The 22,178-nt window shown below is 62.0% G+C and carries 22 protein-coding genes; 8 read left to right on the top strand and 14 right to left on the bottom strand.

What is annotated here, in order from left to right; all coding sequences use genetic code 11:
- Window positions 1-9 precede the first annotated feature (9 nt).
- The 4 genes from NKJ28_RS15585 to NKJ28_RS15570 all read right to left on the bottom strand — a co-directional run bounded on the left by NKJ28_RS15585 (window position 10) and on the right by NKJ28_RS15570 (window position 5,626).
- Window positions 10-2,478, bottom strand: a complete 2,469-nt coding sequence (locus tag NKJ28_RS15585) for a glycogen/starch/alpha-glucan phosphorylase (protein ID WP_352636384.1) — start codon at window positions 2,476-2,478, stop codon at window positions 10-12.
- Window positions 2,479-2,653: 175 nt separating this feature from the next.
- Window positions 2,654-3,442 (bottom strand): ATP-binding cassette domain-containing protein, encoded by a 789-nt coding sequence (locus tag NKJ28_RS15580; protein WP_023679303.1) that lies wholly within the window; start codon window positions 3,440-3,442, stop codon window positions 2,654-2,656.
- The gene (locus NKJ28_RS15575) at window positions 3,439-4,521 is read right to left on the bottom strand and encodes an ABC transporter permease (protein ID WP_023679302.1); all 1,083 of its coding nucleotides are present in this window, start codon (window positions 4,519-4,521) and stop codon (window positions 3,439-3,441) included. Before NKJ28_RS15575 ends, NKJ28_RS15580 begins: the two co-directional genes overlap by 4 nt.
- 88 nt (window positions 4,522-4,609) lie before the next feature.
- A complete protein-coding gene (locus tag NKJ28_RS15570) occupies window positions 4,610-5,626 on the bottom strand; it encodes a sugar ABC transporter substrate-binding protein (protein ID WP_352449223.1) in 1,017 nt (338 codons plus the stop codon).
- 229 nt (window positions 5,627-5,855) lie between these two features.
- Between NKJ28_RS15570 and NKJ28_RS15565 the strand changes: the two genes are divergently transcribed.
- The 6 genes from NKJ28_RS15565 (at window position 5,856) to NKJ28_RS15540 (ending at window position 11,255) form a co-directional block, all read left to right on the top strand.
- Entirely contained in the window at window positions 5,856-7,085 is a 1,230-nt protein-coding gene (locus NKJ28_RS15565) for an ROK family transcriptional regulator (RefSeq protein WP_352636383.1), read from the top strand.
- Between the two features lie 2 nt (window positions 7,086-7,087).
- A complete protein-coding gene (locus tag NKJ28_RS15560) occupies window positions 7,088-7,534 on the top strand; it encodes an RbsD/FucU family protein (RefSeq protein WP_352569911.1) in 447 nt (148 codons plus the stop codon).
- On the top strand, window positions 7,531-8,454 hold the full coding sequence (locus tag NKJ28_RS15555) for a carbohydrate kinase family protein (protein WP_352569912.1): 924 nt from the start codon (window positions 7,531-7,533) through the stop codon (window positions 8,452-8,454). The genes NKJ28_RS15560 and NKJ28_RS15555 overlap by 4 nt, the downstream gene beginning before the upstream one ends.
- Window positions 8,455-8,706: 252 nt before the next feature.
- Entirely contained in the window at window positions 8,707-9,849 is a 1,143-nt protein-coding gene (locus NKJ28_RS15550) for a DegT/DnrJ/EryC1/StrS family aminotransferase (protein ID WP_352569913.1), read from the top strand.
- A gap of 18 nt (window positions 9,850-9,867) precedes the next feature.
- Complete coding sequence (locus NKJ28_RS15545; RefSeq protein ID WP_352569914.1) at window positions 9,868-10,074, top strand: hypothetical protein; 207 nt, start codon at window positions 9,868-9,870, stop codon at window positions 10,072-10,074.
- 161 nt (window positions 10,075-10,235) lie between these two features.
- Window positions 10,236-11,255, top strand: a complete 1,020-nt coding sequence (locus tag NKJ28_RS15540) for an LLM class flavin-dependent oxidoreductase (protein WP_352569915.1) — start codon at window positions 10,236-10,238, stop codon at window positions 11,253-11,255.
- A 51-nt stretch (window positions 11,256-11,306) separates the two neighbouring features.
- On the opposite strand, the gene NKJ28_RS15535 is transcribed toward NKJ28_RS15540, so the two are convergent.
- The 3 genes from NKJ28_RS15535 to NKJ28_RS15525 form a co-directional block, all read right to left on the bottom strand.
- Window positions 11,307-11,789, bottom strand: a complete 483-nt coding sequence (locus NKJ28_RS15535) for an RES family NAD+ phosphorylase (RefSeq protein ID WP_352569916.1) — start codon at window positions 11,787-11,789, stop codon at window positions 11,307-11,309.
- Window positions 11,786-12,220, bottom strand: a complete 435-nt coding sequence (locus NKJ28_RS15530; protein ID WP_352570002.1) for an antitoxin Xre-like helix-turn-helix domain-containing protein — start codon at window positions 12,218-12,220, stop codon at window positions 11,786-11,788. Before NKJ28_RS15530 ends, NKJ28_RS15535 begins: the two co-directional genes overlap by 4 nt.
- A 68-nt stretch (window positions 12,221-12,288) precedes the next feature.
- The gene (locus NKJ28_RS15525; protein WP_352569917.1) at window positions 12,289-12,915 is read right to left on the bottom strand and encodes a CDP-alcohol phosphatidyltransferase family protein; all 627 of its coding nucleotides are present in this window, start codon (window positions 12,913-12,915) and stop codon (window positions 12,289-12,291) included.
- Between the two features lie 235 nt (window positions 12,916-13,150).
- On the opposite strand from NKJ28_RS15525, the gene NKJ28_RS15520 reads away from it, so the two are divergent.
- Window positions 13,151-13,663 carry a phosphatidylglycerophosphatase A family protein gene (locus NKJ28_RS15520; RefSeq protein WP_352636382.1) on the top strand — a complete coding sequence of 171 codons (513 nt, stop codon included), beginning with the start codon at window positions 13,151-13,153 and terminating at the stop codon, window positions 13,661-13,663.
- Between the two features lie 233 nt (window positions 13,664-13,896).
- On the opposite strand, the gene NKJ28_RS15515 is transcribed toward NKJ28_RS15520, so the two are convergent.
- Entirely contained in the window at window positions 13,897-15,498 is a 1,602-nt protein-coding gene (locus NKJ28_RS15515; RefSeq protein ID WP_352636381.1) for an FAD-dependent monooxygenase, read from the bottom strand.
- Between the two features lie 97 nt (window positions 15,499-15,595).
- Between NKJ28_RS15515 and NKJ28_RS15510 the strand changes: the two genes are divergently transcribed.
- Window positions 15,596-16,039, top strand: coding sequence for a MarR family winged helix-turn-helix transcriptional regulator (locus NKJ28_RS15510; RefSeq protein ID WP_352636380.1), 444 nt, complete (start codon window positions 15,596-15,598; stop codon window positions 16,037-16,039).
- A 267-nt stretch (window positions 16,040-16,306) separates the two neighbouring features.
- Here the strand turns inward: NKJ28_RS15510 and NKJ28_RS15505 are convergent, their stop codons facing one another.
- The 6 genes from NKJ28_RS15505 to NKJ28_RS15480 all read right to left on the bottom strand — a co-directional run bounded on the left by NKJ28_RS15505 (window position 16,307) and on the right by NKJ28_RS15480 (window position 22,102).
- The gene (locus NKJ28_RS15505) at window positions 16,307-17,614 is read right to left on the bottom strand and encodes a type II toxin-antitoxin system HipA family toxin (RefSeq protein WP_352636379.1); all 1,308 of its coding nucleotides are present in this window, start codon (window positions 17,612-17,614) and stop codon (window positions 16,307-16,309) included.
- Entirely contained in the window at window positions 17,614-17,766 is a 153-nt protein-coding gene (locus NKJ28_RS33005; protein WP_502896956.1) for a helix-turn-helix domain-containing protein, read from the bottom strand. The genes NKJ28_RS15505 and NKJ28_RS33005 overlap by 1 nt, the downstream gene beginning before the upstream one ends.
- Before the next feature lie 371 nt (window positions 17,767-18,137).
- Window positions 18,138-19,316: a hypothetical protein gene (locus tag NKJ28_RS15495; RefSeq protein ID WP_352636378.1), complete on the bottom strand. Its 1,179-nt coding sequence runs from the start codon at window positions 19,314-19,316 to the stop codon at window positions 18,138-18,140.
- A 55-nt stretch (window positions 19,317-19,371) separates the two neighbouring features.
- Window positions 19,372-20,379, bottom strand: a complete 1,008-nt coding sequence (locus NKJ28_RS15490; RefSeq protein WP_352636377.1) for a succinylglutamate desuccinylase/aspartoacylase family protein — start codon at window positions 20,377-20,379, stop codon at window positions 19,372-19,374.
- A gap of 9 nt (window positions 20,380-20,388) precedes the next feature.
- Window positions 20,389-20,733, bottom strand: coding sequence for a RidA family protein (locus NKJ28_RS15485; protein ID WP_352636376.1), 345 nt, complete (start codon window positions 20,731-20,733; stop codon window positions 20,389-20,391).
- Window positions 20,734-20,782: 49 nt separating this feature from the next.
- Window positions 20,783-22,102, bottom strand: a complete 1,320-nt coding sequence (locus tag NKJ28_RS15480; RefSeq protein WP_352623086.1) for an alanine racemase — start codon at window positions 22,100-22,102, stop codon at window positions 20,783-20,785.
- Between the last annotated feature and the right edge of the window lie 76 nt (window positions 22,103-22,178).

The raw sequence follows: 22,178 nt of genomic DNA, 5'->3' as shown, positions 1-22,178 counted from the left end.
GCAATCATATCAGGCGGGCACGTGCCATATGTCTTTCGCATATTGGCGGATCGTTCGATCGGACGAGAACCAGCCGACGCGCGCGACATTGCGGATGGCTCTGGCGTACCAGTCCGGGCTGTTGCGCCAGACGGCATCGACGTCGCGCTGGGTGGCGGCGTAGGCATCGAAATCCGCGGCGACCATGAACCAGTCGCTCTGGTAAAGACCGTTGATCAGGTCGCGATAACGGTCCGGATCATCAGGTGAAAAGACTCCGGATGAAACCGCGGCCAGCGCCTGCGCCAATTCAGGCGATCCCTCGATCACAGCGCGCGGATCGTAACCATTGTTGCGTCGCTCGGCGACCTCATCGGTGGTCAGGCCGAAGATGAAGATATTGTCGTCGCCCACGCATTCCTTGATCTCGACATTGGCGCCGTCGAGCGTGCCGATGGTCAGCGCGCCGTTCAGCGCGAACTTCATGTTGCCGGTGCCGGACGCTTCCATGCCGGCGGTCGATATCTGCTCCGAAAGATCGGCGGCCGGCATCATGATCTCGGCAAGGCTGACATTGTAGTTCGGCACGAACACCACTTTCAGCGAACCGCGCACCGCCGGGTCGCGGTTGATGACCCGGGCGACGTCGTTGGCAAGTTTGATGATCAGCTTGGCGTTGTGATAGCTGGGCGCCGCCTTGCCGCCGAAGAATTTGACGCGAGGCATCCAGTCGCGCTCCGGATGCGAGCGGATCTGGTCGTAAAGCGCGACCGCTTCGAGAATGTTCAAGAGCTGGCGCTTGTATTCGTGGATGCGCTTGACCTGGATGTCGAACAGCGCCGATGGGTCGACCTTGATGCCGAGCCGGTCGGCAACGAGCTTGGCAAGCCTCGTCTTGTTCGCCCGTTTGACGGCGGCGAACTTGTCGCGGAAGGCTGCGTCCTCAGCGAAAGGATCAAGCCGCTTTATCTCGTCGATGTCGTCGAGGAAGCCGTCGCCAATCGCCTCTCGGGTGAGTGCAGTGAGGCCGGGATTGCACTGTATCAGCCAGCGCCGCGGTGTGATCCCGTTGGTCTTGTTGTTGATGCGATCCGGGTAGAGCCTGTGGAGGTCGGCAAACACCGTCTCCTTCATCAATTCTGTATGCAATGCCGACACGCCGTTGATCGAGTGCGAGCCGACAAAGGCCAGATTGCCCATACGCACGCGGCGATCGCCATTTTCCTGGATCAGCGAGATGCGGCTGATCTGCTCGTCCGAGAACTGGTCGGAGGCGCGCGCCTCGAGCAGCACCTCGGCGTTGATGGCGTAGACGATCTGCATGTGGCGCGGCAACAGCCGCTCGAACAGCGGCACGGGCCAGCTTTCCAGCGCTTCGGGAAGGAGCGTGTGGTTGGTGTAGCCGAAGGTGCGCTTGGTGATGCTCCAGGCCTGGTCGAAATCCATGCCGTGGACATCCATCAACAGGCGCATCAGCTCGGCTACGGCGATCGCCGGATGGGTGTCGTTGAGATGGATCGCCGCCTTGTCGGGCAGCGATTGCAGGTCGCCATACTGGCTGAGATGACGCTGGACGATGTCCTGCAGCGAGGCGGTGGAGAAGAAATACTCCTGCCTGAGCCGCAACTCCTGGCCCGCCTTGTGGGAATCGGCCGGGTAAAGGACGCGCGACAACGCATCGGCCTTGTTGCTTTCGGCGAGCGCGCCGATGTGATCGCCGGCGTTGAATTTGTCGAGCAGGATCGGGTCGACCGGCATGCCGGACCACAGACGCAGCGTGTTGACGCGGTTGGCCCGCCAACCGACAACCGGCGTATCATAGGCGACTGCCAGAACATGTTTGGTCGGCTTCCAGACGTGGCGCTCGAGCCGGCCGTCCTTCGACGTGACCGATTCTACCGAGCCGCCGAAGCCGACCTCGAAGGAGCGTTCGCGGCGCTCGAACTCCCAGGGATTGCCGTGATCGAGCCATGTCTCGGGCAGCTCCACCTGCCAGCCGTCATGGATCTCCTGCCGAAACATGCCGTTGGCGTAGCGGATGCCGTAGCCATGCGCGGGGATATTGACGGTCGCCATGCTTTCCATGAAGCAGGCGGCGAGCCGGCCAAGACCGCCATTGCCAAGGGCAGCGTCCGGTTCGAGCGCAGCAATGATGTCGAGGTCGACGCCAAGCGACGACAGCGCCTCGCGCATATTGTCCATCAGGCCGAGATTGGAGAAGGCATCGCGCATCAGGCGGCCGATGAGGAATTCCAGTGACAGGTAGTAGACGCGCTTTTCCTGCTGGGCGTAGGCCTCTTGGGTCGCCTGCATCCAGTGATCGACTATGCGGTCGCGTACAACCTTGATCGAGGCGGTGAGCCAATCGTACTGGGTTGCAACGTTGGTGCCCTTGCCGACCCTGTATTTGAGGGCTTGCAAGACTTCCTCGGCGAGCGTCTTGGGATCCGGGTTTTTGAGCGTGGGCAGAGGAGCTTCGGTTGTCATCGCGCGCGTCATGCTGCCTCTCGTGACGTTGCCAGGATCATGCGGCTTTCACCATCTCTGCCAATGCTAGTGCATCCCACCGGATGTTCAATCGATTCGGGTGATCGCAAGCCGGGTTGCCCTGCGGCAATTTGGCATTTGGAAACATCGCGTTTGGGCCCCTCGGCGATGGGCCTCAAGTTCTTGCTCAAGCCGCCAGCGCCGCTTCCGGCGGCACCTTGGCGCCAGTCATGAAGGCGACGGCGTCGGACATCGTATACTGCTTCGGATCGATGACACACAGGCGACGGCCGAGCCGATGAATGTGGATGCGGTCGGCCACCTCGAAGACATGCGGCATATTGTGTGAAATCAGCACGATAGGCAGGCCTCGGCGTTTGACGTCGAGTATGAGTTCGAGCACGCGGCGGCTCTCCTTGACGCCGAGCGCGGCCGTCGGCTCATCCATGATGACCATCTTCGAGCCGAAGGCGGCGGCACGCGCCACCGCCACGCCTTGGCGCTGGCCGCCGGAGAGCGTTTCCACCGCCTGGCTGATGTTCTGGATCGTCATCAGGCCAAGTTCGGTGAGCTTGTCGCGGGCACGCTTTTCCATCGCCGGACGGTCGAGCATGCGCAGCCATTCGCCGAGGAACCCGGGCTTGCGGATCTCGCGGCCGAGGAACATGTTGTCGGCGATAGACAGCGCCGGCGACAGAGCCAAGTTCTGATAGACGGTCTCGATGCCGGCCTCGCGCGCCTCCATCGGTGATTTGAAGGCAATAGGCTTGCCTTCAAGCCGTATCTCACCTTCGTCCGGGGTGACCGCTCCGGAAATGGCTTTGATAAGCGACGACTTGCCGGCGCCGTTGTCGCCAATGACAGCAAGGATTTCCCCCGGATAGAGGTCGAAGTCTGCGCTGTCGAGAGCGGTGACGCGGCCGTAGCGCTTGACCAGGCTGCGCGCGGTAAGGATCGGTTCGTGAGTTTGGTTCATGCCGAGATCTTCCTGATCCACTGGTCGATACCAACAGCGATGATGATAAGGGCTCCGACGGACAATTGCGTCCATTGCGGGTCTGTCCCCCAAAGCCTGAGGCCGAGCGCGAACACGCCGACGATCAGCGCACCGAAGATGGTCCCGAGGATGGAGCCGCGGCCGCCGAACAGCGAAGTGCCGCCGATCACCACGGCGGTAATCGAATTGATGTTCTCGAACTGCCCGGCCTGCGGCGAGACCGATCCGATGCGTCCGATCAGGGCCCAGCCGGCGATGGCGCAAATGATACCAGTCAGCGTGTAGACCGCGACCAGCATCCGGCTGACGCGCACACCCGACAGTTCCGCGGCCTCCGGGTCGTCGCCCACCGCATAGACATGCCGGCCCCACGCGGTGTGATTGAGCACGTACCAGGCAATTGCCGCCATGATCAGCACCAACAGCACGCCATAGGTGAAGACGGCGCCCCCGATCCTGAACGATCCGCCGAAAAACTGCAGCAGCGGCGCCGTCGTCTCGAGATCCTGGCTGCGGATGGTCTCGTTACCGGAATAGATGAAGTTGATGGCAGCGTAGATCGACCAGGTGCCGAGCGTCACGATGAAGGGCGGCAGTTTCACCCAGGCGATGAGAATGCCGTTGATCAAGCCGCAAATCGCGCCGACAAGCAGCCCGACGGCAACGGCCACCGGCGCTGGGACACCGTAGTGCATGGCAAACTGGCCCATGACGACCGAGCTCAGCACCATGATGGCGCCGACGGACAGGTCGATGCCGGCGGTGAGCACCACCAGTGTCTGCGCGATGCCGACCATGCCGGTTATCGCCACCTGCTGGAGGATCAGGGTGAGGGTGAAAGGAGAAAAGAAGCGTCCGCCGACGACGACTGCGAACAGAGCCACCGAGATGATCAGGATGATCAGCGGCACCATGGCAGGGCTTTTGTGCAAGCGGTGTTGGATGCTCTCCAGCGTCGAGCGGGAATGCGTCTCGAATGAAGCGACGCTGGTGTCGCTAGTGGCCAGGACCGTCTCGAATTCCTGCGGTCCCTTGCTCCTGGTTGTTTCGACGCTCAAGTCGACCTCCCGCCTGTGATGTGGAGCGGCCGAAACCGCTCCACATTCTCTATTGTTCTTTTGAAGTTGAGCCGATCAGGGGATCAAATCAACCCCAGCACTTGCTGAGGCCTTGCTTCGTGTCGATGGATTCGATGCCGGCGGCAGGCTTGTCGGTGATCAGCGTCACGCCGGTGTTGTAGAAGTTCAGACCGGGCGACGGCTCAGGCTTCTTGCCGCTGTCGGCAAAGGTCTTAATCGCCTCGATGCCGAGCGAGGCCATGAGCAGTGGATATTGCTGTGAAGTGGCGCCGATCACGCCCTCGGCAACGTTCTTGACACCCGGGCAGCCGCCATCGACCGAGACAATCAGGACGTCCTTCTCCTTGCCGACGGCCTTCAGCGCCTGGTAGGCGCCCGCGGCCGCAGGTTCGTTGATGGTGTAGACGACGTTGATATCCGGATCCTTCTGCAGGCAATTCTCCATGGCAGTGTGCCCGCCATCCTCATTGCCGCTCGACAGATCGTGACAGACATTGCGTGCGTCGGTTTCGTCGCCGATCTTGTTGGGGTCGCCGAGGTCGATGCCGAAGCCCTTCATGAAGCCTTGATCACGCTGCACGTCGACAGAGGGCTGGCTGGCGATAAGATCCATGTAGGCGATGTGCGCGTCCTTGGCCTTGTCGCCCAAGGTGGCCTTTGCCCAGGAGCCGATAAGCTCGCCGGCCTTGAAATTGTCGGTCGCAAACGTCGCATCCGCGGCGTCGGCAGGCTCGAGCTGGGTGTCCAGAGCGATCACCAGCACCCCTGCATCACGCGCCTTCTTCACCGCCGGCACGATGGCCGCAGTGTCGGTGGCGGTGATCAAAATGCCCTTGGCGCCGTCGGCGATGCAGGATTCGATCGCCGCAACCTGGCCCTCATTGTCACCTTCCGCCTTGCCGGCGTAGGCCTTCAGATCGACACCAATTTCCTTGGCTTTCGCGGCGGCACCTTCCTTCATCTTGACGAAGAAGGGATTGGTGTCGGTCTTGGTGATCAAGCAGGCGCCGACCCCGGCGGCCGATGCCGTTGACGCAAAGGCCATCAGGCTCAGTCCGGCCGCGGCAAACACGGTGGATTTCAACAGTTTTGACGTGGTCACGATTTTCCTCCCATGGAACCATTTAGGATGCCGGCCAACCGGCACCTGCAGCGCGTCCGACGAAATCTCCCAGTGTCGACGCCGATCTCAAGAGACACCAGTCCGCCAGCACTGTCAATAATTAAATCACTCTTATTTATTATTGACATCGCAGGATTGTTCACCCACTCTAGACCAAAAGCATTGAGGGGAAACGACGGGAGGAACAGGGGTGGAGACCGGCGTTACGAGGCACGGTTCGCCCGATGCGGCCGAAAGCCGTCTGCACCGCGGCACCAATCAAAGCGGCATGCGGGACCACAATGAGCGGCTGGTGCTGTCGCTGGTGCGTCAGCACGGCAGCCTGGCCAAATCCGATATTGCGCGCATGACGGGCCTTTCGGCGCAGACAGTGTCCGTCATCATGCGCGAGCTGGAGGAGGACGACCTGCTCGTCCGCCAGGCGCCGTTGCGCGGCAAGATCGGCCAGCCCTCGATACCCATGGCGCTCAATCCCGACGGCGCCTATTTCATCGGCCTGAAGATCGGCCGCCGCAGCGCCGAGCTGGTGCTGATCGATTTCCTCGGCAATGTGCGCTCGATGCTGCAGCATTCGTACCGCTATCCGGCGCCGCGCGAGACGGTGGAATTCGTCACGAGCGGCATGAAGAAGATGCGCGGCGAACTCACCCCTGCGCAGGACAAACGCATCGCCGGGCTTGGCATCGCCATGCCGTTCGAATTGTGGAACTGGGCCGATACCGCCGGCGCGCCGCGTGAAATCATGGACGAATGGCGCCATCGCGACATCCGCGCCGACATCCAGGCGCAATGCGAATTTCCAGTCTATCTGCAGAACGATGCCACCTCGGCCTGCGGCGCCGAGCTCGTGTTCGGCCACGCGGCGGGCGCGGCGCGCGATTTCGTCTATTTCTACATCGGCGCCTTTGCCGGCGGCGGCATCGTGCTGAACGGCCGGCTGTTTGGCGGCCCAACCGGCAATGCCGGCGCGCTGGGCTCAATGCCGGTGCCCGGGCCTGACGGCAAGCCGACGCAGTTGATTGACGTGGCGTCGATCGCCATGCTGGAGAAGGCGCTCAACGCACGCGGCGTCGAGGCCTCGCATCTGTGGACCTCACCGGGGGACTGGGGCGAGATCGGTGCCGAGCTTGACGACTGGATCGCCAGCGCCTCGCAGGCGCTCGCCTATGCCATCGTTGCGGCGTCGTCCGTCATCGATTTCGAAGCCGCGGTGATCGACGGATGGATGCCGCTCGGCGTGCGCAGGCGGCTTGTCGATGCCGTCATCCAGGCGATCGGCAGGATCGACGGCGAAGGCCTGAGGCTGCCGGCCGTTCGCGAGGGAACGGTCGGCATCCATGCGCGGGCGCTGGGTGGCGCCAGCCTGCCGCTGTCGGAGCGCTTCCTCATCGGCTCGACCACGATTTCCCGGAGCTTCTGAGCATGCTGATCGGTATCCCGGCGCTGCTCGGCCCGGAGCTTCTGGCGATGTTGCGCGCCATGGGCCATGGCGACGAGATCGCGCTGGTCGACGGCAACTACCCGGCCGAACAGCAGGCACAGCGGCTGATCCGCGCCGACGGTCATCATCTCGTCCCGGTGCTCGATGCGGTATTGAGCGTATTGCCTGTCGACGACGCCGTGCCGCAGGCGCTGTTTCGCGCCTCGGCCAAAGGCGATCCCCTGCTCGCCGATCCGGTTCACCATGAGATGGAAGCGATCTGCGCCAGACGTGCGCCGGGCCGCAAGGTGGTTGCGCTTGCCGGCGCCGACTTCTATGCACGGGTCAAGGCCGCGCACGCGATCGTCGCGACAAGCGAGCCGCGGCTCTATGCCAACATCATCATTCGCAAGGGCGTGATCTATCCGCCGGAAAGCAAGACTTCATGATTCTCTGCTGCGGCGAAGCCCTGATCGACATGCTGCCGCGCACCACGACGGAGGGCGAGCCGGCCTTTGCGCCCTATGTCGGCGGTGCCGTCTTCAACTCGGCAATTGCGCTTGGCCGGCTCGGCGGGCCCGCTGCCTTTTTCTCCGGCCTGTCGTCGGATCTGTTCGGGGGCCAGTTCAGAGAGGCGCTGGAGGCCAGCAAGGTCAGTTCCACCTATGCGCACACCTCGCCGCGTCCGACCACGCTCGCCTTCGTGCGGCTCACCAACGGCCAGGCGACCTATACATTCTATGACGAGAACACCGCCGGACGCATGCTGACCATCGAGGACCTGCCGGAACTCGGCAGCGAGATCGAGGCCATGCTGTTCGGCGCCATCAGCCTGATCTCGGAGCCAGCCGGGTCGGCCTATGAAGAGTTCATGCGACGCGAGCATGAGCGCCGCGTGATGATGCTCGACCCCAACATCCGGCCAAACTTCATTCCGGACAAGGCCAAGCACCTCAGGCGCATCCGCAACATGATGGCGATGGCCGACATCGTGAAACTGTCGGACGAGGATCTGAACTGGTTCGGCGAAGCCGGCTCGCATGAGGACGTCGTCCGGAACTGGCTGGAGCGCGGTCCGAAGCTGATCGTCGTCACCCATGGTAGCGAGGGCGCGGTCGGTTACAGCAGCCAGCACCGGGTCACCGTCGTGCCGGACAAGGTCGAGGTGGTCGATACGGTCGGCGCCGGCGACACATTCAATGCCGGCATTCTTGCCTCCTTGCACGAGCAGGGTCTGCTCTCGAAGACGGCAATCGCCAGCTTGCCGGAAGAAGCCATCCACAAGGCGCTGACGCTCGGCGCCAAAGCCGCGGCGGTGACGGTATCGCGGGCCGGCGCCAACCCGCCATGGCGGCATGAAATCGCCTGACCGGCTGGCAACAGCCTCGCGGACCGCTTGCCGGCGATCACTTTATGTTTCGCCCAGCCAGTGGGGCGGGATACAAAGGCCACATCAAGCATGCCGAAGCCCGGATTTCCTCGCGTTTAAGAGGGCAGATCGGAAACCAGAGGTAACAGGCTGCGACACTTGAGCAATTCAGGGTTTTGCCCTGCGGCTTTCTCGGCCGTGCCAAGTCTGCTACCAGCGGCCGGTTATCTGGCTAAACCGTTTGAGGCCGACATGCAGTTCATCGATCTTGGCGCGCAGCGCGAACGCATCCGCGACAGGCTGAAAGCGGCAATCGACCGGGTCGTCGACGAAGGCCGCTATATTCTCGGACCTCAGGTCACCGAATTCGAAAACAAGCTCGCCGCCTATATCGGCACCAAGCATGTGGTCGCTTGCGCCAACGGCACCGATGCGCTGCTGCTGCCGCTGTTTGCCGCCGGCATCGGCCAGGGCGACGCGGTGTTCGTGCCGAGCTTCACCTTCGCCGCCACGGCCGAAGTGGTGGCGCTGACCAAGGCCGAACCGGTGTTCGTCGACGTCGATGCCGACAGCTACAACATCGACGTCGCCAGCCTCGAGGCGGCGATTGCCATGATCAAGGCGGAAGGCCGGCTGAGGCCGAAGGCAATCATTCCCGTCGACCTGTTCGGCCTCGCCGCCGATTACGAGGCGATCATGGCCATCGCCAACCGCGAAGGCCTGATGGTCATCGAGGATGCGGCGCAGGCGACCGGCGGCTCGGCTGACGGCAAGATGTGCGGCTCGTTCGGCACCGTCGGCTCGACCAGCTTCTATCCGGCAAAACCGCTCGGCTGCTATGGCGACGGCGGTGCGATGTTCACCAATGACGATGCGCTGGCCGAACAGTTGCGCTCGTTCGCCTTCCACGGCAAGGGCGAAACGCAATACGACAATGTCCGCGTCGGCATCAACTCGCGGCTCGACACGCTGCAGGCGGCGATCCTGATCGAGAAGCTGGCCATCCTCGAGGACGAGATGGTGGCGCGGCAAGCGGTCGCCAATCGCTATGCCGAAGGTCTCGGCGATATCGTCAAGGCGGCGCGCAATCTGGGCGGCGGCCGCTCGGCCTGGGCGCAATACGCCATCGAAACGCCGAAACGCGACGGGCTCAAGGCACATCTCGGTGAAAAGGGCATTCCGTCGGTTATCTACTATGTGAAACCGCTGCACAGCCAGATTGCCTATCGCGATTATCCGCGCACGCCGACCGGCCTTGCCGTTTCGGAAGAGTTGCCGAAGCGCATCCTGTGCCTGCCGATGCATCCCTATCTGAGCGAGGCTGACCAGGACCGGATCATCGAAACGATCCGTAACTATATCGGCTCGAATTCGGCGCATGTAGCGGCGGCATAAATTCGAAAGTTTCGAAGCGTGGTCGCGGAGTACATCGACGAGTTCATCATGTTCTGCGCCGGGTTGTGGATGGCTGGCGTCGGCTTCGGATTTCTCGCGGACCCGTTCCAAGCTCGCCCGGGCCAGCAGCAAGCATGGTGGACCAACTTTGGGGTTCACTTCAAATGGATGGGACCGCTGTTGATCCTCATCGCGATATTGCTCGCGTTCGCGGCACCTTCCTAGACTCGCGTCCGACGGCAGCTCGGCACGGTCGGCATCGTTGATCAACAACCGCCGATTCAAGCTTTGCGCGTCAAGGCAGGCGATCATCGGCACCGATTTTGCGATGCTTTGCTGCGCGCCGCAGCATAGTCTGCACCTGGCTCCCCTTTAGGCTGGTTCTCATGAAGAAGATTGGTTTCCTCTCGTTCGGGCACTGGACGCCCTCGCCGCAATCGCAGACGCGGACGGCATCCGACGCGCTTTTGCAGTCCGTCGAGCTGGCCGTCGCGGCCGAGGAGCTGGGTGCGGACGGCGCGTATTTCCGCGTGCATCATTTCGCCCGTCAGCTCGCCTCGCCCTTTCCGCTGCTGGCAGCGGTTGGGGCGAAGACCAGCCGAATCGAGATCGGCACGGCGGTGATCGACATGCGCTATGAGAACCCGCTCTACATGGCCGAGGACGCCGGCGCCGCCGACCTAATCGCCGGAGGGCGTCTGCAGCTGGGCATCAGCCGCGGCTCGCCGGAGCAGGTAATCGAGGGATGGCGCTACTTCGGCTATGCCCCGCAAGAGGGCGAGAGCGATGCCGACATGGCACGCAGACACACCGAAGTGCTGCTCGAAGTGTTGCTGGGCAAAGGCTTTGCGCAGCCCAATCCGCGGCCGATGTTTCCCAACCCGCCCGGCCTGCTTCGCGTTGAACCACACTCGGAGGGCCTGCGCGACCGCATCTGGTGGGGCGCCGCCACCAACGCCACGGCGGAATGGGCGGCGAAGCTGGGGATGAACCTGCAAAGCTCCACGCTCAAATTCGATGAAGGCGGAAAGCCGTTTCACATCCAGCAGGCCGAACAGATCCGGGCTTTTCGTGAGGCCTGGAAGACGGCCGGACACACGCGCGAGCCGCGGGTGTCGGTCAGCCGGAGCATTTTTGCCTTGGTCGACGATCGCGACCGCGCCTATTTCGGCGGCAATGAGAGCGGAGATCAGTTCGGTTACATCGAGGCAGACAGGCGCGCCGTCTTCGGCCGCTCCTATGCCGCCGAGCCGGACATCCTCATCGAGCAGCTAAAGGGCGACGAAGCCATCGCCGAGGCCGATACGCTGCTGCTTACCGTCCCCAACCAGCTCGGGGTCGACTACAACGCCCATGTCATCGAGGCGATTCTGACCCATGTCGCCCCAGGCTTGGCCTGGCGCTGACGAGTTTGAACAATCGACGCCACAGGCAGGAACCTGCCCCTCCTGACCTGCTCAGGAGCCGAACAGGCGACTGTCCCAATATACGGGTTGATGCAGGCTGGCTGTGATCAAGGCAAACTCCGGATGGGTCGGATTGATCAACACGTTGTTGTCGAGGCGAGCCACGACGCTTGGCACGATCAAGATCGCGCTGCGGCGCTCGACATACCACGTCTCGCCGAATTCCTTGCTCACCTTTGCCGGCATCATATCCCACCCCGGCAGCGACGGCTGCGAAAATATCTCGTAGCTTAGCCCGCGCGGAACCATGATCTGGACGTAGTGCTGGTTGGGCGGCAGTCTGCCGCTGCCGTGCACCAGCTTTTCCAGCAACGCTGTCGAATAGTGCTCGCTGGTGTAAATCACTGGGCTGCCAGGCGTGTTCCAGCGGCCGGGCGCGATCGTCGAGCCCGTCGCGTCAAAGAACGGATGGATGCCGGCAGGATCGCCGATCCTGAAGCACGGCAGCGTCCGATCGAGTATCTGCGCCGTCAAGCGGCAGTGCCGTATTTCAGGCCTGCAAGGATATCGATCACCAGCTCGGCGCCGATCTCGTTTCGGATGACCATTTCGATCGGGCGTCGGTCTTCCAGCATGGGATGAGGTCGAAATAGAAAGTCACGAGCCTCATCTTCGATCTTCCAGACGTCGAGGGCCAAGTCCCATGCACGAGCCACCCGTGCCACCCGCATGCCCTCCTCCGAAGACAGTCGAAGAGCGCCCCTCTTGCGACGTTCATAGGTTGCCTTTGGAACGAGGCGGTATTTGAATTGGGCATCGGCCGGTGCCAGCAATTGTGAGACGCGTTCGAGCGCGCCGATGGGCAATCCGCCTTCAATTCGAGCCATCAGCCCGAATGGCGACCGTGCAGCCGTTTCCTTGGGCGACAGCCCCAGCACGTCGGCTATATTTCCAAATGCTAACATCTCTGCTTCCATTCATATGAAGCAGTATATAGCCTCACATGAGGCTGAATGCAAACGTTCTTGCGGTCTCACGGCTGGTTGCCGTCGGCTCGTTTAAGCATCGCAAATGCACGACTGATCCGTTGTAGCGCTGTGGCGTTGGCCAGCACTGCGTACAGCGCGAACCCACCCGCCAGAATCCAGGGCGAAGCCGCGCCCATGGCGGTCGCGACTCCGTCCGCGGCGAGCAGCACGCAAATGAACACCAGACGTTCCATCCGCTCGAAGAAATCCGGCCAACCATGGTTTTCTACGGGAATTTCCAGCGCCGTCCGTGCCTTGGCGTAACTTGTGAGTATCCCGCCGGCGAACGCGAACATTGCGATCGCCCACAGATCGGCGACCCAGCCGATTGCCGCAAAGACGGCCAATTCCTGATAACGGTCGACGACGGCATCGAAATAGCCACCGGCCTTGGTGCTCATATTTGTCCGGCGGGCTACCGCACCGTCCAGCGCATCGAAGGTGAAGGCAAACGCCAGGCAAAGGCCAAAGGCAAGACTTGAATGGTGATAGACATAGGCGGCCGACGACAAAGCGACGAGCACGAGCCCGCTAGCCGTAACCTGGTTCGGCGTCATGCCGATCCCGATCAGCGGAGAGGCGGCCTGCTCCCATAGCGGGTCGATGCGACTTTTCATGAGACCGGCGATCATGGCGGCTCCTCTGATGATGTCGTTTCACCGAGCTTTACCAGCAATTTGCGGGTTTGTTCCACCGTCGCTACCGTTCCAATTGGTCAAAGCGGGCCGAGACCGGGCTCAGCAACATTCTCAACTCGCCGCAACAGCGATTTCTTTTTGGCGAATGCGGCCGGCGGAATAAGGCGCTCGCCAAGCTGACGGAGCAAATCGAACGGCAGTCTGGCGGCAGCACCCGAACGATGTGACTATGATCGCTTGCGATCCGTGGGAAGCCGGCCGAAACTCGATGCATAAATTTCCACCCAAGTTCGCCTACCTGCTCGCGACCTCTGTCGGCGCGGGATTATCTCCAATATGGCCGGGCACGGTCGGCGCAATAGTTGGAGTGGCTGTTGCCGCAGCTCTGATACCTGCATCGCCTTGGCTGACCGTGCTTGCCTATGCGGCCCTGTTCGCCGTTGGCGTATGGGCGTCATCGCATGTTATCTCCCGTACCGGGGCGGAGGATCCGCAGATCGTCGTCATTGATGAGACCTTCGGCGCCGCCGCGACACTTTCCATGCTTCCGATCGACCCACTCTGGTGGGCAGCAGGCTTCCTTGCTTTCCGGTTTTTCGACGTCGTCAAGCCTTGGCCCATCCGTATCATGCATGACAAGGTAAGGGGTGGGGCCGGCATTATGCTGGACGACGCGGCCGCGGCTGTCGTCGCTGGGGCGTTGCTGCTCCTGCTGAACGGTTTGATTGACCATTTGCGGTAACGGCGACATTCGGTCTGCCAAGGCCACGGTGGTTCATCGGAGTTTAGCGCCACAAGGGAAGACCGGACCGATGCGAAGCCACAGGATCGCGGCCATTCCAGGCGATAGGATCGGCAAGGGAGTCGTAGCGGCCGGGCTTCGTGCGCTGGCCGTCTGCGCCCTTGGCATCGCCCGCATTCCCGGCGACGACATCGGCGTGCCAGAACGCAGGAGGCATCGGCACTCGCCGCCGCTCACCGATGGTGTTCGTGTGCCTGCGTACGGAAACCAAACCCGTCAAGTGTTTCGATCAGCACCTGTACGCGATCAGGCACACCGTGCATTGACCGCCACGCGACAAAGCCGTCCGGCCTGACCAAGGCGGCACCGCCGCTTTCAACCCCGAGCGCGGAAGGCCACCGATGGTCCAAGTCAATCAGATCCCCATTGGCACCCAAGGCGTGGCAGGTCAGCGGCATACGGAGGCGTTGGCTTACGGCGTCAGCGGCCTGACACCATGCTTCGTCGGCGCAGAGGAGAAGAAGATCGCGATCGCACAAATCGAGACTCGAAATCCGCCGGCCGGCGCGCCCGACCGCGAAATGCGGTAAACGCGTGCCAGGGCGACCCGACAGCTTGGCGGATTTTTGGAACGGGTGATCGTCCGGTGTGGATTCCCGAGCCACGATGCCTGCAGTGTAGCGTTGGCCAAATACCACGTCGTAATCCTCGACGATCGCAACAGGAGGAGGCAGCCGCTTCGACGGATCGTCGAACCATTTCTGTAGGCGGGCGAGCGCTTGCGCCAACGTAGCCTCGATGACCGGCCGGCGCTCCATGTCATAGCTATCCAGCAACGAGGGATCGGCATGCCCGCGTGCTACCATCGCAAGCTTCCAGGCAAGGTTATGGGCGTCGTGGATACCTGAATTGCCACCGAAAGCGCCTGTTGGGGGCATCACATGTGCGGCATCCCCCACAAGAAACGCGCGGCCTCGGCGGAATTGGCGCGCTGTGAGGACGGCCACTTCCCAGGAGCGCGCATCGACAAGCCTCGTCGTGATGTCCGACCGGCCCGCACCTCGTATGATCAGTTCCCTGTACTTGGCTTCATCAAAATTCTGGGGGTTCTCGCCCTTTTCGGGAAAGTACTGGAGCGCCAGAAGCCATCGTCCACCCTCCCTGGGCGTGAAGATCCCGTTGAGGTCCGTCACGAAGCACGACGTGAAGCGCTTGCCGCCTATCGTCGGAGGCATGTCCGTGTCAAAGACTACATTCATCCAGTGCTGAAGGCCGCCTGCCCCGCTGCGGCTGATCTCCAGCCTCTCTCGCAGGGAACCGTTCGCACCGTCCGCGACGATCAGATAGTCGGCCGAGATGACCTCCTTTGCGCAGGTCGCGATATCGCGAATTTCCGCGCGGACGACGGTCTCGTCCTGATCGAAAGTCACCAGCTCCGTGCTGAAACGCACGTCTGCACCGTTCCGCTCGGCGTAGCGGCGCAGAATCGGTTCCAGGACGTGCTGATCACACGTCGCCGGTTGCGTGGGGCTGAGGGCACTTGCATCCGGCCACGCCGGTCCGCCCCATTGAATCTCCGGATCGGCGAGATTCCTGGCGCGCGCAATAGCGCCTGCCTGCTGGTCCCCCGTCCGATTTGTACGAATCTCCGCCTCGAGGCCGAGGCTTCGGAATATCTCCATGCTGCGCGGGGAGATGCCGGCAAACTTGTACTGGATTGACGTGTCGGGATGACGCTCGACGAGGACACACGCAATGTCGTTGTGAGCCAATAGGGCGGCCGCCGTCAGACCGTTCAGGCCGCCTCCGACGACGAGAACCGTGGTATTGGTCATCTCGGATCTCCTCTCATTGGTTTGACCACAAAAACATTTTGATTGATCAAATCATATGATTGGTCCAAGTATGTGTCAAGACTCGAAGGAGCGTGGAATGAGACCGAGCCAAGATCGCTTGCAGCACGCCACCGAGGCATGGCGCCTGATGTTTGATTTCCTGATGCGGTCCGCACCGGACCGGTTGGCGATCCAGCAGAAATTGGGCCTGACGCCCAACGACTCGCGCGCCCTCTTCACGCTCGACAAAGATGCGGGCAAGCCGATCGGCGCATTGGCCGCTCAATGGCACTGCGACCCTTCGACGGCGACCTGGCTGGTCGACCGGCTTGAGCAGGCCGGGCTCGCCGAACGGATTCCGTCGCCAGGCGATCGCCGTGTGAAGCTTGTCAAGCTTACGGCCAAGGGTGCTGCAACCATTGAGGAATTGACAAGGGAATATCACAAGCCCCCTGCCGAGATGCTTGCGCTTACACGCGCGGATCTGGATCAGTTGATCGGCCTCGTAAGAAAGTTACAGGCTGGCAAATCCGTGAGTTGATCCTATCCCGGAAAGGCACTGGCTAGGATCGCGTAGCGCCGCGTCACACTTTCCATGCTGCCGCTCGCGCCGCTCTGGTGGTCGGCAGGTTCCTTGCTTTCCGGTTTTTTTGACGTGGTCAAACCTTGGCCCATCCTATCGCGCATGAGAAGGTAAGGGGTGGGTTCGGCATCATGCTGGACGACGCAGCGGCGGCCGTGGCCGCCGGGATGCTGCTGCTGCTGAGAAGATGGCGACATCAGTCTGGTTGCGTCTCGACTTTCAGCATCACGCCTCTTCCAGTCTGCGTACACGAGCCCTGACCCCATTGCCGATGGCATCAGCGACTTCCGCAGGAAAATCCTTTGGGAGCGATGCAGAAACCAGTTCGACCGCCGCTAGCGCCTGTTGGCGCAGCTCATCAAAGATCGCCTTGACGGGTTTCGGACCGATCCCTGCTTTGGCGGCGGTCTGGATAAAATGGCGTGGCATGATGCTGTCGACGAGGTAGTGGCGTGTGTCACCAATAGCCATCGCCAGTTTCATTTTGTTGCGCTTGATCTGTCCCGCATCAAGGCTGGGCTGCGCTGAAATCACATCATAGAGCGGCGTTATGCGGAACCGGCCGCCGGGAGAAAGAAAGACGCTAAAATTCTTGGCGTGCCCATCTGTGGCGCCGAGAAGCCAAAAGGCAACCACGGCCTTTAAAACCGCAGCTTGGTCTACCTCCGGTTGGTCGCTTCCCTTCATCAAATTGAGGATAGCCGGAACGCCAGGCCCGCCGTCGGATTCGTATTTCAGTGACGGCGGCACAGAAAGGGCCTGGCAGCAGTCTTCCTGGGGCAAACGCAGGAGACGATTGTCACTGGTCCATCGGCGATCGAACCGCTCGACCGCGAGCACGCGATTGCCTTCGAACTCCTCGATTGCGACGACGGCGCTCGGGAGTCCTAGGGCGCTTGTCAGCTTGAGGCAGAAAAATTCGTTCTCGACACTGAAGGAAAGGTCGATGCCATTTGGCAACCGTCCAATCTGTGGTTTGAGGATGTGCGTCGTGGCAGTCGTCGCCAGCGGCTTGTACCAACGTCCTTTCCAGAACAAGAGCGCAGTCTTTTCCTGAGCGCCAGCGATCGAGATCCGGAAGTCCTCGTCCTCGCCAAGCCCAAGGGGAGCCGATGCCAGATCGCGGAGAAGATGAGCAATCTCGGTATCGTCAACGGGTTTGCCGTTGACAATACCGGCGGGGCCTGGCTCGACACCATCCGGCAGGAATTGCAATGCGCCGACACAATCGCGTCCGACAGCGGCAAGCAGGTCGTAGGCGTCTATTCCTTGAGCATGAACACGCTCCGCCATACGGCGGCGAATGGGGACGTTGTCGGGCAGGAGATTGTCGAAGACGGCGATGACGGGCGCACCGATATAACGATCTTCACGCAGAGGCAGTGATAGCGAGACGGGCAGCGCGTGCTCCCAAGCAAGCCAGGACGGATCGTACTGAAAATCGATCGCGCCGCTGGATTGTCTATTCAGCCGCCCGACGAGACGGCTGTTCAAGAAGACATTTAGCGGGATGTGCCGCCGCGGACGAGCCATCAGAAGATGTCCTCGATCTCGGCCGGCTTTGCCTTGGTCCGAGGGCGGACGACGAATTCGAGGTCGAGCGCTGCGAGAATGTCGCAAAGCGTCCCGAGCTGGGTCCCAGGCGCGCCACTCTCGACGGCCGAGATGGTCGCCTGACGCAGCATCGTTTGGTCCCCGACATTGGTCTGGTTCAGGCGGAGCTTGCGACGCTGCCGGCGGACGGCATCTCCAATTTGCTTGGGTGTTCGGGCGATTTGGTCCACAGCTACCTCTCTGGCCATGGTATTATACGCTCGCGTAGGTAAATTTCAATATACGCTTCGCCGTATCAGAATTGTGTATACTCGGAAGCGTATAGGCAGCAAAATTATGGTGGGGGCGTATGATCTTCGATCCGCATGGACCGTCACGGTCATGCTTTCAGCTTGTCCGGCCGCCGCCGGCCAATGTGACCGAAGCGAATAGTCGGCATGCTCATAAAGCTCCACGGCAAAGTGAGGTCAGTCTTAGCAGACTGGGGCAACGGATCGGTTTTTCAAACGGATGTTGCGGCACTCACCCAATCGAGTCGTGCGGCAGGGACAAGGCCATAATTGTAAAAATTGATGCCGTCGACATCCGGCGCCGTCGCAGCTTTCACCTTGGCGGTGAGGATGTCGGGGCCTGCCATTTCCGGATAGAACAGCCGGTAGCCGGCGCCGAGGAACTTTTCCACGCCAAGGGCTGCGCGTCCGGCCGCCATCAGGCTGGCGACATCGCCGGGCTGCATGTCGTAGGCACACAGGATTGCCCCGTCACAGACCTTGCCGAGCGCCGCGAGATCGCAGCCGCCAAGCCAACCGTCTTTCAAATCGATGATGACAACGCGGGTCGCCGGATTGGCCACCTCGCGCAGTTCGGCGACCAGGCTGGTCACCGGTTCGAACCGCCACAGCAGGTAGCCATGGAGTTCCGGCCATGGCAAAAAAGTGTCGAGGCCGCTCCCCGGAAAGTCTGGAAAGCGCTGTTCGGGCACGGCGCGCTCGCAGGTCTCGACGATCCATTGCCCGACGAGCTTGCGCGCTACTTCGCCGTCGACGCCGGCCTCGGCCGCGCGCGCAAGGCAGGACGGACAGAAACATATCGACAACAGAAAATCGTCTTCCGGCGTCAGCCCGACACCATCTTTCTCATGATGGTATTCGTGGGCGAAGCCCATGAAGGACGGGCTTTCAAGCTCGATCCGGTCCGGCCTGTAGCTGTGCGAGATATCGGCGATCAGCGCGCGGACATAAGCGCGCGCTTCCGGATGTGATGGGCAGAGATTGTAGTAGTTGGCATCGCCGAAGGCGTTGCGGGTTACGGCCTGCGGATGAAGCATGCCGAGCCGGGTGTTGTGCAAGCAGACCGTCCAGCACGAAACGCCGAGCCCGCCTACCTCGCGCCGGCGGACAAGGTCGCCAAGCACATCGCCGCCTTCCATGATCACGTCCGCCACCTTGGGCTGGATGGCAAGGTCGGCCCAGTGTGCCGCATCTGGCTTGAAATAGATGGTTCCGTCTTCCGGAAAATAGGCTTTCCGGCGCGGGCTGCGCGGCTGCAGGAACCGGCCAGCGTGATACGAAGTCGCCAGACTGATCATGTTGAGCCCGGCACGCTCGACAAGATCGCGCTCGACCGTCTCCAAGCCCAGATCCTGGACATCCCAAGGATAGGTCCACATGGACAGTTGCATCCGGTTATCCTCAGTCTTGATCCCGATATGAGCGTATGGTCGGGAGGGCTTCTTATCAGTCGACCGGCTCGGCGACCTGCATGAGGCAGTCTCCCGCCTCGCACATCGTGTGCAGCCGGCGCGAAAGCACAATGCCGCTTTCGACGAAGTGCAGGGCTTGCTCGGCGAGGTCGAGCCGTTCGAGGTCGTGGTACCAGCCCGCCAGTTGGCCTGAAGTCACGCTGTCGCCCAGCCTGACTGCCGGCTCGAACCAACCACGGCTTGTGGCATAAAGGCCCTGACTATGCCGAGACAACGAAAGAAGCCGCGTCGGCGCCGAAGGCCCGGTTGCCGGTGCAAGAACCGGCGCCTCAACCACTCCCAAGGCGGCCATCAGGGCGTCGAGTGCGCGGGCGGTAATCTCCATCGTATCGACCGTGACAGTGCCACCGCCGCCGAACTCTCCGCTGACGCCGATGGCGCCGGCCCGGCGCGCCGCACCCATGGAGGTCGGTGAGGCCTGGCCGTTGTCGGCCACGAACCCATAGGGCATGCTGAGCGTCCGCATCAGCTCCACACCGCGCCGGTGCCGGTCGGGATCGGTATTGTGCTCGACAAGCGCGGTCGGCAGATGCTCCATCGAGGTGCCGCCAGAATGAATGTCGAAGATGACGTCGTGGCGGGGAAACAGTTCCATCTCCAGGAAATTGGCAAGCCGGCTTGTTGGCGTGCCTGACGGGTCGCCCGGAAAGGCGCGGTTGAGATTGCCGCCGTCGAGTGGCGAGCAGCGCTTTGCGGCGATCACCGCCGGCACGTTCGCCATCGGCAGGATGGTGACGCGACCCTTGATCCGCTTGGGATCGAGCCGGCGCACCAGCTTTGCCAGCGACAGCTCGCCTTCATATTCGTCGCCGTGATTGCCGGCCATCAGAAGCACCGACGGGCCCTCCCCGTTGCGGACAAGGCAGATCGGGATCTTGACCTGGAAATAGGGCGAACGGTCGATCGAAAACGGAATGCTGAGATGGCCGAGTGTCTTGCCGACCCGGTCGAAGTCGAGTGTATGGCTGAGGCCGGTGTGCATGGCGGCGGCTCAGACAGCTGCGATCGCAGTGACCTCTATGCGGAGGTCGGGATCGGCGAGACGCGCCTCGACACAGGCGCGCGCCGGCAGGCGCGCAGGATCCACCCAGGCATCGTAGATGCTGTTCATGGCATCGAAGTCGGCGATCTGCGGCAGGAAGATGTTGATCGCCACTAGCCTCGACTTGCTGCTGCCGGCCTCGACGAGGAGCGCCTCGACCTTGGAGAGCACGTCGCTCGTCTGACCCTCGATGCTGGCCTTGCGGTCGTCTGCCACCTGGCCTGCGATGTGCACGAGGCCGCCATAGACGACCGCCTGGGACATGCGGGAGCCGGACTGGAAGTACTTGATCATATCAGATCCTTTCGAGGTTCTCTTTTTTGGAAGTGGCCGCGATATCTGCTCAGCCGAAATAGGTGGGAAAGGCGTGGCGGACATACCCGTCCGCGTCGGCGCCGAAGATCACGCGATAGCGATCGAGGCAGGTGCAGGGGTGCGAGATGCCGAATTCAACGACGTCACCAACGGCAATATCGTCGCCCGACGCAATTGTCAGGAAGGCGTGCTGGTCGTTGAGCTTGAACACCTCGGCACGCGCTTTCGGCAGCTGCTTGCCGGCACGAAAGATGGTCACGACCTTCGGAAAGCCCTGGTCGAACGACACGTCGCGCATGCCCATACCGCAGATAGCAAGGCCGGGCTCCGGCCGCGACAGTACCTCGGCCCACAGGCGCAAAGCCGGATGGAAGGAATTTCGTGCGGAAGCACTGACGCCGCCGATCGCAAAACCGTCGCGGGCATCGAGTGCGCCGAGCGACCTGTCGTAGACGCCATGGTCGTGAAAGAAGATGGCGCCGCTGCGCAGCACCAACGTGGCATTGCCGTCCCTGGAGACGAGGGGCGAAAGCGCTGCGACCACCTTGTCGAAGTACACCGAGCCGCCGGCGGTGACGATCAGCGGGGTGTCGCCGCCGACGCGGGCGCGGAGCCGCAGGAACATATCGGCTGTCATTGCCAACAGTGCGGATATCGCCTCATCGGTGCGGCCAGGATCGGCTTGCGCCGCGGCACCTTCGTAGGCTGCGACGCCGGCGATCAGCAGCCGCCCTCCGGCTGCTACAACCGCGTCGGCGATCGCCTCGGCTTCGCCGGTGGTCCGGGCGCCTGCCCTCCCCACACCAAGTTCGACGAGCACGCGCAATGGCGGCAGCGTCGCATTGGCGCGCCAAGCTTCAGCAAGCGCATTCACGGCGTCGAAAGAGTCGGCAAAAACGTAGAACTCGGCGCTGGGCCAGGCGCCGACAAGGACAGCAAGTCGGTTCGCACCACCTGGTCCGCCGACCTCATTGGCGATGATCAGCCGAGAGAGCCCGGCTCTGAGCATCACTGTGGCCTGCCTTATGTCGGCGACGGTCGTGCCCCATGCTCCGGCCTCGATCAGCGACCGGGCAAGGTCAGGCGCCATCGGGGTCTTGGCATGCGGGGCGATCACGGCGCCCTGTTCTCGCGCATACCCCAGGAACAGGTCACGATTGGCGATGAAGGCCTCCTCGTCGAGGGTCAACACCGGCAACGACATACGTCCATGCGCTGGATGCCAGCGCTCAGATGCGACAAAGCTGCTGTCCAGCCCGAGGGTGCCAGGCGGCACGCCGCGGATACGATCGTCGAGCAGGAAATTTTCACGGGTCGCGAGCGACAGTACGGGTGAGTTTTCGGTCATCCGATGCTAGTCCTTTCGCTTTCGCAGGATGAAGTCCGGATCGATTTCCGATGCCGGCCACACCATGAGAGAGATG

The organism is Mesorhizobium sp. M0145 (assembly GCF_040322355.1).
GTDB lineage: Bacteria > Pseudomonadota > Alphaproteobacteria > Rhizobiales > Rhizobiaceae > Mesorhizobium.
The sequence above is the reverse complement of the archived record's forward strand: the minus strand, read 5'-3'. Positions and strand labels throughout refer to the sequence as shown.